Source organism: Amycolatopsis sp. N2S4-7, assembly GCF_058119595.1.
Window position 1 is genome coordinate 1,916,868 of the sequence record NZ_CP172299.1, and the last position, 13,044, is coordinate 1,929,911.

The 13,044-nt window shown below is 72.6% G+C and carries 14 protein-coding genes; 5 read left to right on the plus strand and 9 right to left on the minus strand.

All coding sequences use genetic code 11. The annotated features are described in order from the left end of the window. Nucleotides 1–7 precede the first annotated feature (7 nt). Nucleotides 8–970 carry a helix-turn-helix transcriptional regulator gene (locus ACH54P_RS08855; RefSeq protein WP_489911851.1) on the plus strand — a complete coding sequence of 321 codons (963 nt, stop codon included), beginning with the start codon at nt 8–10 and terminating at the stop codon, nt 968–970. Between the two features lie 4 nt (nt 971–974). Here the strand turns inward: ACH54P_RS08855 and ACH54P_RS08860 are convergent, their stop codons facing one another. Further along, complete coding sequence (locus tag ACH54P_RS08860) at nt 975–1,844, minus strand: AraC family transcriptional regulator (protein ID WP_489911852.1); 870 nt, start codon at nt 1,842–1,844, stop codon at nt 975–977. An 87-nt stretch (nt 1,845–1,931) separates the two neighbouring features. Between ACH54P_RS08860 and ACH54P_RS08865 the strand changes: the two genes are divergently transcribed. The 3 genes from ACH54P_RS08865 to ACH54P_RS08875 are packed head-to-tail and all read left to right on the plus strand — an operon-like array spanning nt 1,932 to nt 3,929. After that, nucleotides 1,932–2,837 carry an MBL fold metallo-hydrolase gene (locus tag ACH54P_RS08865; protein WP_489911853.1) on the plus strand — a complete coding sequence of 302 codons (906 nt, stop codon included), beginning with the start codon at nt 1,932–1,934 and terminating at the stop codon, nt 2,835–2,837. A gap of 60 nt (nt 2,838–2,897) precedes the next feature. Beyond that, entirely contained in the window at nt 2,898–3,437 is a 540-nt protein-coding gene (locus ACH54P_RS08870) for an RNA polymerase sigma factor (protein WP_489911854.1), read from the plus strand. A 24-nt stretch (nt 3,438–3,461) separates the two neighbouring features. After that, nucleotides 3,462–3,929, plus strand: coding sequence for a peroxiredoxin family protein (locus ACH54P_RS08875; protein ID WP_489911855.1), 468 nt, complete (start codon nt 3,462–3,464; stop codon nt 3,927–3,929). Between the two features lie 7 nt (nt 3,930–3,936). Here ACH54P_RS08875 and ACH54P_RS08880 read toward each other — a convergent pair whose 3' ends face one another. Next, a complete protein-coding gene (locus ACH54P_RS08880) occupies nt 3,937–4,776 on the minus strand; it encodes an LLM class F420-dependent oxidoreductase (protein WP_489911856.1) in 840 nt (279 codons plus the stop codon). Nucleotides 4,777–4,927: 151 nt separating this feature from the next. Between ACH54P_RS08880 and ACH54P_RS08885 the strand changes: the two genes are divergently transcribed. Beyond that, on the plus strand, nt 4,928–5,092 hold the full coding sequence (locus tag ACH54P_RS08885; protein ID WP_489911857.1) for a hypothetical protein: 165 nt from the start codon (nt 4,928–4,930) through the stop codon (nt 5,090–5,092). A 7-nt stretch (nt 5,093–5,099) separates the two neighbouring features. Here the strand turns inward: ACH54P_RS08885 and ACH54P_RS08890 are convergent, their stop codons facing one another. From ACH54P_RS08890 to ACH54P_RS08920, 7 genes are all read right to left on the minus strand, one after another. After that, on the minus strand, nt 5,100–5,963 hold the full coding sequence (locus tag ACH54P_RS08890; RefSeq protein ID WP_489911858.1) for a LysR family transcriptional regulator: 864 nt from the start codon (nt 5,961–5,963) through the stop codon (nt 5,100–5,102). 117 nt (nt 5,964–6,080) lie between these two features. After that, on the minus strand, nt 6,081–6,218 hold the full coding sequence (locus tag ACH54P_RS08895) for a hypothetical protein (protein ID WP_489911859.1): 138 nt from the start codon (nt 6,216–6,218) through the stop codon (nt 6,081–6,083). Nucleotides 6,219–6,811: 593 nt separating this feature from the next. After that, on the minus strand, nt 6,812–7,372 hold the full coding sequence (locus tag ACH54P_RS08900; RefSeq protein WP_489911860.1) for a DUF3291 domain-containing protein: 561 nt from the start codon (nt 7,370–7,372) through the stop codon (nt 6,812–6,814). 101 nt (nt 7,373–7,473) lie between these two features. After that, nucleotides 7,474–8,712, minus strand: coding sequence for an acetyl-CoA hydrolase/transferase family protein (locus ACH54P_RS08905; RefSeq protein WP_489911861.1), 1,239 nt, complete (start codon nt 8,710–8,712; stop codon nt 7,474–7,476). 176 nt (nt 8,713–8,888) lie between these two features. Then, nucleotides 8,889–10,463: a succinic semialdehyde dehydrogenase gene (locus ACH54P_RS08910; protein ID WP_489911862.1), complete on the minus strand. Its 1,575-nt coding sequence runs from the start codon at nt 10,461–10,463 to the stop codon at nt 8,889–8,891. A 13-nt stretch (nt 10,464–10,476) separates the two neighbouring features. Continuing rightward, entirely contained in the window at nt 10,477–12,105 is a 1,629-nt protein-coding gene (locus ACH54P_RS08915) for a GMC family oxidoreductase (protein ID WP_489911863.1), read from the minus strand. A 304-nt stretch (nt 12,106–12,409) separates the two neighbouring features. Next, entirely contained in the window at nt 12,410–13,030 is a 621-nt protein-coding gene (locus tag ACH54P_RS08920; protein ID WP_489911864.1) for a TetR family transcriptional regulator, read from the minus strand. Nucleotides 13,031–13,044: the final 14 nt, after the last annotated feature.

The window sequence follows — 13,044 nt, forward strand, 5'->3', positions numbered from 1 at the left end:
TAGAACCATGACACGTCCCGCCGCCCGGGTGCTCGCCCTGCTCGAGATCCTGCAGGGCGGGGGCACCCGCACCACCGCCGAACTGGCCGGCCGGCTCGGCGTCCAGGAGCGCACGGTCCGGCGTTACGTCGGGCACCTGGTCGACCTCGACGTGCCCGTCGTCGCGGTGCGCGGCCGCCACGGCGGGTACCGGCTGGCCCCCGGCTTCCGGATGCCGCCGCTGATGCTCACCGACGAGGAGGCGCTGGCCGTCCTGCTCGGGCTCGTGGCCGGCCGCCGCGCCGGGCTCGTGACGACGTCGGCGACGGCGGCCGAGACCGCCGTGGCCAAGCTGCGCCGGGTGCTGCCGAAGCCGCTGGGCGCACGGCTCGACGCGCTGCTGGAGACCGCCGAGTTCACCGCACCGACCCGGCCGGTGACCAGCCCCGAGACCGAGGTGCTGCTGCGGCTGGCCGTCGCGGCGCGGGACCGCCGGCCGGTCGAGCTGAGCTACAGCGGCCGCGACGGACGGCGCAGCGACCGCGTCGTGCACCCCTACGGCGTCGTCGCCCACTCGGGCCGGTGGTACGTGACCTGCGCGGACGCCGGCCGCGGCGAGCTGCGCACGTTCCGGCTGGACCGCATCGTGCGCGCGACACCGCGCGACGGCACGTTCGAGGTGCCGGACGGCTTCGACCCCGCGGCCGAGGTGCTCGCGGGCCTCGCCCGCACGCCGTGGCGCCACCGGGTGTCCGTGCGGGTGCACGGCGAAACCGATGCCGTCCGTGCCCGGCTCCCCCAGGGGATCGCCGCCTTCGAGCCGGTCGACGGGGAGGCGGGCTGGGTCCGGGTGCGGATCCGCGCCGAGCGGCTGGACTGGGTCCCGGGCGTGCTCGCCGCCCTCGGCGCCCCGTTCGTCGTCGAAGAGCCGGACGAGCTGCGCGAAGGCGTCCGGGCGCTGGCGGACCTGCTGCTGACGGCCGCCGGGTGAGCCGTCACCGGGCCCGGAAACCGCCCGGCGCGACGCCGAACTGGCGCTTGAAGGCGTGCGAGAACGCGAACGGCGAGGCGTACCCGACCTTCGCCGCGATCGACGGCAGGGGCAGGTCCGTGTCCTGGAGCAGCCGCGCCGCCGTCGTCAGCCGCCACCAGGTCAGGTACGCCATCGGTGGCTGCCCCGTCAGCGCCGTGAACCGGCGGGCCAGGGTCGCGCGGGACAGGCCCACCCGGGCGGCCAGGTCTTCGATCCGCCACGGCGCTTCGGGGCTCGCGTGCAGGGCTTCGAGCGCGGCGGCGATCTCGGGGTCGCGCAGGGCCTGGGGCCAGCCCGGGCCCGGTTCGCCGTCCAGCCAGGCGCGGATCAGGTAGACCAGCAGCAGGTCGAGCAGACCGGTGAGGACCGTGGCCGAGCCCGGCCGCGGCTCGGTCACCTCGCCGCCGAGCAGGTCGATGGCCGCGCGCAGCTCGGGGTGGCGGCCGACTTCGGCGGGCAGGTGGACGACCTCCGGCAGGCTCGCGAGCACGGGGTGCCGCCGCGCGTGGGCCAGCCGGTACTTGCCGCACAGGAACTCCGTCCGGCCGCCCGGCTCGGCCACCGCCGTCTCGAACGGGACGGCGCCGGTCGCGTCCGGCGTCGAGGACAGCGTGTGCGCGCCGCCGTGCGGGACCAGGACCGCGTCCCCGGGCCCGAGCGGCACCGGCGCCGCGCCGTCGGGGATCAGCCAGCCGCTGCCGCGGAGCAGCACGTGGAAGCCCGCACCGTCGTACGGCGCGAACCGGTAGCACCACTCGGCACCGGTCCGGAGGCGGTTCGACGTGGGCTGCCCGACCCGCACGGCGGCGATCGCGTCGCTGAGGAGGTCCACGCGACCATCGTAACCCTGAGACGATCACGCATCGCTGCGAGCTTGTGGAGCATGGAAACGCTCATCGAGGCGCCTTAGCGTGGAGCCATGCACATCGGTGAAGTCGAGGTCGTCAAGGTCGTCGAGTGGCGGGGGGAGATCGGCCCGGCGCGGTCCATCGTCCCGGACAGCGCGCCGGAGCTCTGGGCGGACAACGCCGGCTGGCTCGCGCCCGACCACTGGAACCCGGAGACCGGCGGCTACCGCGGGGCGGTGCAGACCTGGGTGCTCCGCAGCGAAGGCCGGGTGGTCCTCGTCGACACGGGCGTCGGCAACGACCGGCACCGCCCGCAGATCCCCCTGTTCGACCACCTCGCGACACCGTTCCTCGACCGGCTGGCCGCGGCCGGCGTCCGCCCCGAGGACGTCGACGTCGTCGTCAACACGCACATCCACTACGACCACGTCGGCTGGAACACCGAGCTGCGCGACGGCGACTGGGTGCCTGCCTTCCCGAACGCCACCTACCTGATCCCCCGCGCCGACCAGGTGTACTTCGACCCCCGCAACGCCCACCGCCGCCCCGCCCCGCGGACCGGCCACGAGCAGCTGCGCCGGGAAGGCAGCCTGCTCGTCTACGCCGACAGCATCGCGCCGGTGCTCGGCCGGGCGGTGCTGTGGGAAGGCAGCCACCGCATCGACCGCCACCTGACGCTCGAACCCGCGCCCGGCCACACCCCCGGGTCGTCGGTCCTGCGCCTGGCGTCCGGTTCCGGGCGCGCGGTGTTCGTCGGGGACCTGCTGCACAGCCCGGTGCAGATCCTGGCGCCGGAGCACAGCAGCTGCTTCTGCGAGGACCCGCGGCGGGCCGCCGCCACCCGGCGCAGTGTCCTCGAACGCGCCGCGGACACCGGAGAGCTCGTCGTCCCCGCCCACTTCGGCGGTCCGGGCGCGGCCGAGGTCCGCCGGGACGGCAGCCGGTTCGCGATCCGCCGCTGGGGCGCGGAGGGTTGAATCCTTTCCGGGTGCCGTCCCCTCTTATGGGTGTCGGTCACGTCGAGAGGGAGAAACGGCATGGGTTGGGTCAGCGAGCAGCTCGTCGAAGCCGCGCAAGGGGGTGACCTCGAGTCGATCACCGCGGTGGTGCACGGAGCTCACCCGCACGTGCGGCGCTTCGCCGACCACCTCTGCGCGTCCCCGCAGGACGCCGAGGACGCGGCGCAGGAGGCGCTGATCGTCCTCTACCGCAAGATCGGGTCGTTGCGCGCCACGGCGGCGCTGGCGTCCTGGATGTTCCGGATCGTGCGGCACGAGTGCCTGCGCCGCGCCCGGCGTCTCCTGGACGCGGCCGGCGACGCGGACCCCGGCCTCGCGGCTTCGGCGTCGGCGTCGGCGTCGGCCGAGGACGAAGTCCTCAAGCGGCTCGAAGCCGAGCGCGTCGCCGAAGCGATCCGGACGTTGCCGGACGTCCAGCGCCGCGTGCTCATCATGCGTGACGTCCTGGGCCAGCCGGGACGGGCCGTCGCCGACGCGCTCGGCCTCAGCACCGCGGCGATGAAGTCCCACCTCCACCGGGCCCGGACAGCGGTCCGGCTCCGGCTGCACAGCGCTTGAATTTCCCGACCTGGAAGGAAAACCATGCTCGAAGCCGGATCCCCCGCCCCGCACCTGGTGCTGGAAGACACCGAAGGGCGGACCGTCCGCCTCGCCGACCACCGGGGTGAGCACGCGGTGCTGCTCTACTTCATGCGGTCGACGACGTGCCCGGTGTGCACCAGGCACGTCCGGGACCTCGTCGAGAACGGTGACGCCCTGGCGGCCGACAACGTCCGGGTCTTCATCGCCGTCCCCGAGGACCGCGCGAAGGCGGCCGCGTGGCGGGCGAAGCACCGGATCCCGTTCCCGGTGCTCACCGGCCGCCGCGACACGCCCCACGAGCTGATCGGCCTGAGCCGGAAGGTCTTCGGCTCGATGCAGCAGTCCGGCAGCATCCTCGTCGACGCCCAGGGCGTCGTCCGCCACGCCCACGGCGCCACCCTGCCCACCGGCAGCTACGACAAGAAGGGCATCGCCGCGGCCGTCGCGTCCCTGCGCACCCCGGCGTGAACCGCGGTCAGCGCAACGGCTCGAGCGCCTTCGCCAGCGGTTCGAGCACGGCCGGGGTGTGCGGCGGCGGCAGGTAGATGATGGCCAGGTCGAGACCGGCTTCGCCGAGGGCCGCCGCTTCGGCGGCGACCTTGGCGTAGTCGCCGTCCGGGCCGAGGCGGACGTGCGAGGACAACGTGATCTCGCCCGGGTCGCGCCCGATGTCCGCGCAGTGGCGGTGCAGCACGTCCCGCTTGTGGGCGAACTCCTCGGGCGTGCCGCCGACGAAGTTCCAGTGCTGGGCGTACTTCGCGGCGGTGCGCAGGGTGCGCTTCTCGCCGCTGCCGCCGATGCAGATCGGCGGGTGCGGCCGCTGCACGCCCTTCGGTTCGCAGCGGGCGTCGGTCAGCTGGTAGTGCTCGCCCTGGAACGTCGTGGTCTCCTGGGTGAGCAGCCCGACGAGGACTTCGCAGCCTTCCTCGAACCGGTCGCTGCGCTCCTTGACCGAGCCGAGCCGCATGCCGTACGCCCCGGACTCTTCTTCGTTCCAGCCGGCGCCGATGCCGATCTCCAGCCGTCCGCCGGAGACGATGTCGAGCGTCGCGGCCATGTTCGCGAGCAGCGCGGGGTGGCGGTAGTGGATCCCGCTGACCAGGGTGCCCAGGCGCAGCCGCTTCGTCGCCTGCGCGAGCGCGGTGAGCGTCACCCACCCTTCCAGGCACGGCCCGGTCGAATCGGAGAAAATGGGATAGAAGTGGTCGAAGGTCCAGCCGGACTCGAAGAGCTCGATCTCGTCGGCCGCCTGCCACACGGCGAGCATGTCGGCCCAGACGGTGTCCTGGGGCGAAGTCTTGATGGCGAATCGCATGATCTTGATCGTAAACCTGGAGTTCCTCCAGTGTGCCGTTCAACCGCCGGCCGGAGCTGCCGGCCGGGGTGACGCATTGATCGATCCGGGAGCTGAATCCCAGCGAAACTTTGTGTTGGACCCGCGGCCGCGGCCGTCGAATACTCGGTCCATGCACCCCCGGGACACCGAGCCGCCGGAGCTGGTCCGGCTGTTGCGGCACTTCGGCGTCCGCGCCCTCGCGCTCGCCGCGGCCGCGGCATTCGCCGGGTTCACCACGCTCGCGACCGCGCTCGTGCTCGCCGGGCTGTGCCTGCTCTTCGCCCGCGTCCGGTAGGCCCGGTTCAGGCCAGCAGGTGCGCCAGGAGCTCCCGGGCGGCCGGGTTCGCCGGCCGCGGGCCCCGGCCCACCAGGTGGATCGCCCGGCTGAAGCCCGGCTGCCCGATCCGCGCGAACGGCAGGCCGGACTTCTCGGCGACCGGCTGCGGGACGATGGAGACGCCGAGGCCGGCGGCCACCAGTTCGACCAGCAACGGCATGTGGGTCGCCTCGCACACCCGGTTCTGCCGCAGCCCCGCCTCGGCGAACCGGCGGGCGATCATCGCCTGCATCCCGCTCCCGCTGAAGTCCACGAACGGCTCGTCGTCGAGTTCGGCGAGCCGGACGCGGCGCCGGCGCTCCAGCCGGTGTCCCGGGTGGCTCAGCACCACGAGGTGCTGGCTCCACTGCGCGAAGCTGACGAGCTCGTCCGCCGGCGGCTCTTCACCGGCCAGGAAGGACAGGTCGAGCTCGCCGTTGCCGACCCCCGCCGCCAGGTCGGGGACGGTGCTCTCGCGCACGTGGATCCGCACGCCCGGGTAACGCACCCGGAAGTCCCCGAGCTTCGCCGGCAGGTCCACGACGGTCAGCGTCTGGATGGTCCCGATGGAAACCCGCCCCCGCGCCAGCCCCGCCACGGCCGCCACCTCGCCCCGCGCCGCCACGACGTCGGCGACGAGCCGGTGCGCGAGCGGCAGCAGCGCCCGCCCCGCCTCGGTCAGCGCGACCCGCCGGGTGGTCCGGTCGAACAGGGGCGCGCCCAGATCCGTTTCGAGCTTGCGGATCGACGCGCTCAGGGCCGACTGCACCACATGCACCTCCCGCGCGGCGGCGGTGAAGTTCCCGCTGCGCACCACGGCGAGGAAGTGCTCGACCTGCCTCAGCTCCATCAGCCGACCCTAGCGGCCGGCCGCTCGCTTTCCGGGCGAGCCCGGTGCGCACGGCATCGACCGGCTCAGCACCGCTCTGCCGCCGCCCGGCTGGGGCGTCCACAGTGGACCTACGACTCAGCCCGCCCACCGGCCGTGGCGGTGGCTCAGCAGGCGATCCAGCAGCTCGCCCGGCGTACTCGCCGCCCCGACCTCGGCGACCTGACACGCACCCTGGTGCCGAACCCAGCCGAGGAGGAGGACGTGCCCGGTCAAGCGCTCGACTCCGTCAGCGCAGGTCCTGCCTGGCTCCTGGGCCGGGCGTGCCGTCCTGGCAGCGGCGCCTCCGGCCCTGAGTTCGAGGCCGTCGACTCAGGCCGGGCTCGGAGGCGGCGACAAGCCGGGTGCCCCCGACCGATGTCTACCGGGGGCACCGCGCTCCTGGCCACCGGCGGCGGCCCGGTGTTCCTGACCCGGCGGCGCGCGCTGCGCCGATGACCCGGCGGGGCGGCCGACCCCCGGGCCGGGTGCGGTGCCACCCCGCACGGCAGTGCGCACCCGGAACCGTTGACCTGGACATTGCAGAGTCGTGCAAGGAACCGTGCCAGGGACCCGGCTAGCTTCGGGCACGGCAACTTACGAGAGAGGATTCCTCATGCGAAAAGCGAAGCGGTGGTTGACGGTGCTCGCTGTTCCCGCTCTGGTGAGCGGCATCGGGCTGATGGCCGGTGCCTCGCCGGCGAGTGCCGACCCGTCGGACTGCGAGACAGGCTTCGTGAGCAACGTTCGGACCTATGCTGTCTGTTACTACGGTTTCGGCGAATACCGTGCGTACGTGCGGTGCTCGAACGGGTCCGAGTACTACGCGCCTACGTGGACGAGGGTCGATGACTGGAGCTACGCCCAGTGTCCCGCCGGGCGTGGTACCGCGCGTCTCGCGGGTGTCGTCGTCCGGTGATCCGGTAGGCGGCGGCGTTCCCGCCGGACGGCGGGAAGGGCCGGGCGAAGGTGAACGCGTCCGGGGTCGGACCCTCCCGGCCGATCTGGTCCAGTTTGGTCAGTGCGTCGCGGAGGGACGGCCGGTGGCCCGCCGCCACCCACCACAACGCGTGCCGGCTGGTGGCACGGTCGAACCAGCCGGCCCCGGCGCCCTCACGCATGACCGCGAGGCGGTCGCCTCCGTAGGTGAACCGCCTCAGGGCGTCGAGTGACTCCCACACCGAAACGTTGAGGACCTGACGCCAGGGGTCGTCCAGCAGGCGGTCGAGGTCGGCCGCGACCTCCGCGTCCGTGGGCCGCCACACGAAGCCCGGGCTGCGGCGCGCCAGCCGGTCGATGTCCTCCAGCCGGTCGACGAAACCGGCCAGGCGCGGATGGTTCAGCCGCCGGGTGGCGACGGCGATGTTGGCCTGGGCAAGGTGGTAGCGCACGTCGGCCTCTCCCCCGTGGACTCGTGGTTTCCACGATGCCACCGGCGAGCCGGGCCCACGCGGGTGTTCACCAGCGGCGGACGCCACCGCGAGCCCAGGATTCAGGGACGCAGGGCGAACCCGAGGTCACGGCCCCGCGCCCGCAGTTCCTCCCGGGCGTCCGGGTGCGCGACCCGCTCGACGATCTGCTGGGCCTGCTCGTCGGCGTCGTGGCCCCAGATCGTCGCGATCCCGTGCTCGCTGACGAAGAAGCTGTGCTGGAACGAGGTCACCGGACCGGCGAGCCGGGGCACGACCGTCGACACGCCGGCCTTCGGGTGCCAGGACGGCAGGGCGATGATCGCCCGGCCGCCCGGTGAGTGCAGCGCTCCGACCACGAAGTCGGTCTGCCCGCCGAAACCCGAATAGATCGCTCCGCGCACCCGGCTGGCGTTGGCCTGGGCGAACAGGTCGACCTCCAGGGCGCTGTTCACCGAAACCAGGCCGCGCTGGCGGGCGATCACCGCGGGATCGTTCGTCTTCTCGGTGCGCAGCAGCCGGACCCGCGGGTTGCGGTCGACCCACTTGTACAGCTCGGCGCTGCCGAACACGAACGACGCCGTCACCGGCTCGGCCGGATCGAGCGCCCCGGCGCGGTCGAGCGCGAGCACGCCGTCGCTGAACATCTCCGACCACACCGCGAGCCCTTTGCGGCCGGTCACGGCGGCCAGCGTCGCGTCGGGGATCCCGCCGATGCCGAGCTGCAGCGTCGCGCCGTCGCCGACCAGCTCGGCCACGCGCGCGCCGATGGCCAGGGCCGGGTCCCCCAGTGGCCGCGGCGCCGGCGACCGCAGCGGCTCCTCGGCTTCGAGCGCGTAGTCGATCTCGTCGACCGGCAGCACGCCGTCGCCGTGGGTGAACGGCATGTTCGGGTTGAGCTGCGCGACCACCAGGCCACCGCGGGCGCGGACGGCTTCGATCGCCGCGGGCAGGATGTTCACCTCCGTGCCCAGCGACACCACGCCGTCCAGGGGCACCGAGGTGTGCACCAGCACGACGTCGGGCGGCAGGGAGTTCTTGAGCAGCTGCGGCACCAGCGACAACCGGGACGGGAAGTACCGCAGACCCTCGCGGCCGCGCATCCCCGGCCCCACGAAGGGCGTCTCGAGCAGCACGCCCGGCCGGTCCGGCAGGCCGTCTTGGGCGTTGAGCGCGAACAGCCGGTACTCCGCCAGGGCGGCGTCCAGCACCGCCACGGCCCGCGACGGCGTCGCGAAGTTCCCGCTGACCACCACCCGCGGCGACGGCGACGGCACCCCGGCCAGCACCGCACCCAGCTGACTCTCCGACAGAACGCGCATCAGTCTCCGAACCTCCGTCGTCCGGACCGATCATGCCCGACCGGCCGGGCGGACGGTGCGCGACCACGGCTCACTCGCGCGTGAGCTGCGACTCGCCGAGCGGCCGGGCTTCGAGGGACAGCTGCCAGGTCACCCCGGTGCCCCAGCCCTCGCGGCCGGAGACGCGTCGTCGACCGCTACCGGATGCGCAGCTTTCGCATGAGCTTCAGCCCCGAGAGCATGCCCTTGACGTACTTCTCGTGGTCCTGGCCCGGCCGCGGACCCATGACCTGCTTCTTCAGCACGGCCAGGTTCTGCACGTCGGTGTACTTGAGCAGGCCCTGGTCGCCGTGGCGGGCGCCGACGCCGGAGTTCTTCACCCCGCCGGACGGCGTTCCCTTGGCCGCGTACGCGGTGGCGAGGATGTCGTTGACGTTGACGTTGCCGGACTCCAGGCGCGCGGCCACGGCGCGCGCGGCGTCGAGGTCGCGGCTCCAGACCGACGCGTTGAGGCCGTAGTCGGTGTCGTTGGCGAGCGCGACGGCTTCGTCGACCGTGCGGTACCGGTGCAGGGCCACCACGGGGCCGAAGGTTTCGGTGACGCCGCAGAGCATGTCCTTCGTGACGCCTTCGAGGATCGTGGGCTCGAAGAACGCCGGGCCGAGGTCGGGGCGCGGCTTGCCGCCGCAGAGCACCGTCGCGCCCTTGGCGACGGCGTCCTCGACGTGCTCCTTGACGCGGTGCATGTGGTCGACGGAGACGAGCGAGCCCATGTCGGGCCCGAAGTCGTAGGCGGCGCGGACGTCGAGGGCCCGCGCCCTGGCCACGTACGCGTCCTTGAACTCGTCGTACCGGGACTCCGGCAGGTAGATCCGCTCGATGTGCATGCAGATCTGGCCGGTGTTGCCGAACGCGCCGAAGATCGCGCCCTGCACGGCGTCGGCGAGGTCGGCGTCCTCGAGCACGATCATCGGGTTCTTGCCGCCGAGTTCGAGGCAGCAGCCGATCAGGTTCCGGCCGGCCCGCTCGCCGATCACCCGGCCGGTGGCCGTGGAGCCGGTGAACATCACGTAGTCGGCGTGGTCGATGAGCGTGGGGCCGACGTCGGGGCCTTCGCCGCAGACGACCTGGAACAGGCCCTCCGGCAGGCCGGCCTCCTCCAGCAGCCGGACGCCGTAGAGCGGCGAGAGGGCCGTCTTGTTGTCGGGTTTCAGCACGACCGCGTTGCCCGCCATCAAAGCCGGCACGGCGTCGGAAATGCCGGTGGCGAACGGGAAGTTCCACGGCGCGATGATCCCGACGACACCCTTGGGCTGCCGGATCTCGGTCGACGTCGTCAGCAGCGGCACCGGCCCGCCGCGCCGGACCGGGGCGAGGAGCTTGGCGGCCCGTTTGAGGTAGTGGCTCATCACCATCGCCGGGTCGCAGGTCTCTTCGATCGCCATCTGCCGGTTCTTGCCGCTCTCGGCCTGGATGAGGTCGGTGACGGTCCGCGCGTGCTCGAGGAAGAGCGCGTGCGCCCGCTTGAACACCGCCAGCCGCCGCTTGAGCGGGGTGGCGGCCCACTTCCGCTGGGCCTCGCGCGCGAGGACGAACGCCCGCTCGATGTCGGACGGCGCCGACTGCGGCAGGTCGACGAGCACCTCGCCGGTGTAGACCTCGGTCAGCTTCCAGGGCGCGCCTGCCGAACCCGGCACCCGGGCGACGAGCTGCCGCAGCAGCGCGTCGGTCACCGACGCCGGACGGGAAAGCGCGAGCGGGGTGACGGTCATGGTCGGATCCCCTTCACTGGCCCGAAAGGACGAGCTGCGCGCCCATCTCGCCGATCATGATGCAGGGCGCGTTGGTGTTGCCGCCGGTGATCGACGGCATGATCGAGGCGTCGCAGACCCGCAGGCCGTCGACCCCGCGCACCTTCAGGTCGGGGCCGACGACCGCGAGCTCGTCGACGCCCATCCGGCAGGTGCCGACGCCGTGGTAGACCGACGTCGCGCGGTTGAGGATCGCGTCGCGCAGCTCCTGGCCCCGCAGGTCCTTGCCCGGGTGGATCTCTTCCTTGACCGCGCCCTTGAACGCCTTCGAGGCGAAGATCTCACGCACCATCTCCGAGCCCTCGCCGAGCAGCTCGAGGTCGGCCGGGTCGGCCAGGTACTGGAAGTCGATGACCGGCGCCGCCGCGGGGTCGGCCGAGGCGAGCCGGAGCGTGCCGCGGCTCTTCGGGTAGATCAGCGTCGTCAGGACCGTGAGCGCGCCGCGCTTGTCGACGTCGTGCCGGATCGGCGCGTCCTGGTTCGGCGAGACGTACGCCCACGGCAGCAGGTGCAGCTGGAGGTCGGGGATCGCGCCGGCCTGGGACGTCCGGAGGAACGCGACCGCCTCGAAGACCGAGTTGGCCAGGAACGTGGTGCCGGGGCGCAGCAGCTCCCTGATCAGGCCGCGCGCGAAGTACGGGGCCGTGCCCTTGTTCCGGCTCGACGTCACGTGGAAGGTCAGGGCGTGGAACATGTGGTCGTGCAGGTTGTCGCCGACCGGCAGGTCCGCGACAACGGCGATGCCGTGCTCCTTGAGGTGCTCGGCGTGGCCGACGCCGGAGAGCATGAGCAGCTGCGCGGAGCCGATGACCCCGGCGGAGAGGATGACCTCCTTGCCGGCGCGGACGGTGCGGCGGGTGCCGCCGGCGTCGACGACTTCGACGCCCACCGCGCGGCCGTTCTCGACCACGACCCTCTTCGCCAGCACGCGGGACTGCAGCTCCAGCGTCGCGGGCTTGAGGTCGTGGAGGTAGCCGCGGGAGGCGCTGTAGCGCAGGCCGTCCGCGGCGTTCTGCTGCATCCGGCTGACGCCTTCCTGCGACTCGGCGTTGTAGTCGTCGAGGATCTTGCAGCCCAGCGCGTCGGAGGTGGCGTCGATGAACTGGAGCGACCCTTCCTGGGGGATCTTGTTGCGGGTGACCCGGATCGGGCCGCCCGCACCCCGGAAGGCGTTCTCGCCGTCCTCGAAGTCCTCCATCCGCTTGTACGCCGCGTTGACGCTGTCGGCGTCCCAGCCGGTGTTGCCTTCGGCGGCCCAGGAGTCGAAGTTGGCGCGGTTGCCGCGGACGTAGACCATGCCGTTGATGGAGCTGGAGCCGCCGACCACCTTGCCGCGCGGGACCGGCATCCGGCGATCGAGAACGTGTTTCTGCGGGATCCCGTAGTAGCCCCAGTCGAGGGGCTTCTTGAGCTGGGGCACCGCGTGCATCGGACCGACCAGCCCCGGCTTCCTGACCAGCAGCTGCTCGTCGCTCTTCCCGGCTTCGAGCACGATCACGCTGGCCCCGGCCTCGGCCAGCCGCCCCGCGATCGCCGCCCCCGAGCTCCCCGACCCGACGACGACGTAGTCGGCCTCGTCGCCGCGCGGCGCCCTTTTCGCCATTTCCGCTCCTCGGTCCACCCGCACCGCAAACTGGAACCTGTTCTAGTTCCGCTCACGGTATAGCGTCGCCACCCCGCTCCGCAACGTCCGGTCCGGTTCGGCCTCAACCGTGCGGGCGGCTCGCAGGCCGCGCGGTTCGACCGGTACGAGTACGCCGCCGGAGACGCGGCCGCCGTCACCTCCGTGCTCCGCAACACCGGCTCCGCCGACGCCGAGAAGGTCGCTGCCGCGCGCGGCGAAGCACGCAGCCGCTCGACCAGGTGGCCACCCGCCTCGAAAGCCAAGGCGGTCGGCCACTGAAGGCTCAGCGGGCCAGGCCGCCGATCAGGAGGTCGACGATCCGGTGGGCGAGGTCGTGGAGCTCCGCCGTGGACTGGCCCTCGATGCGGTGGAACCACGTGTCGATCGCGTTGAGGTTGCTCAGCAGGGTCCGCGTGGCGAGCGCGGGGTCGACCGGGCGCAGTGAGCCGTCCTCGATGCCGCTTGTCACCACGCTGCGGAACAACTGCTCGTAATCGCTGCGCAGCTGGTTCAGCTCCTGGAGCGTGTCGCGCTGGCGGGCCTTGAGCGCGGTCGCCACCTGGCCGCGCACCGCCTGGTGGACGACGTGGTGGTAGGCCAGGTCCTCCATCAGGTTCACCGCGTGCGCCACCGCCATGGCCACGAGCCGGTCGCGGCCGGTGCCGCCGCCGTGGGCGTGCCGTTCGACCCGGTCGCGGACGCGGCCCATGGCCTCTTCGTACACCGCGAGGAAGATGTCGAACTTCGACCGGAAGTGGTAGTACACCAGGCCTTTGGTGGCGCCCACCTCGCGGGCGATGTCGTCGATCGTGGCGTTGGCGAACCCGTGCGCCATGAACGCCTCGGCCGCCGCGTCCAGGATCCTGCGCCGCGCGCCGGGCTCGAGATCGGGGCTCGCGCTCACCTGGGTCCTCCTCG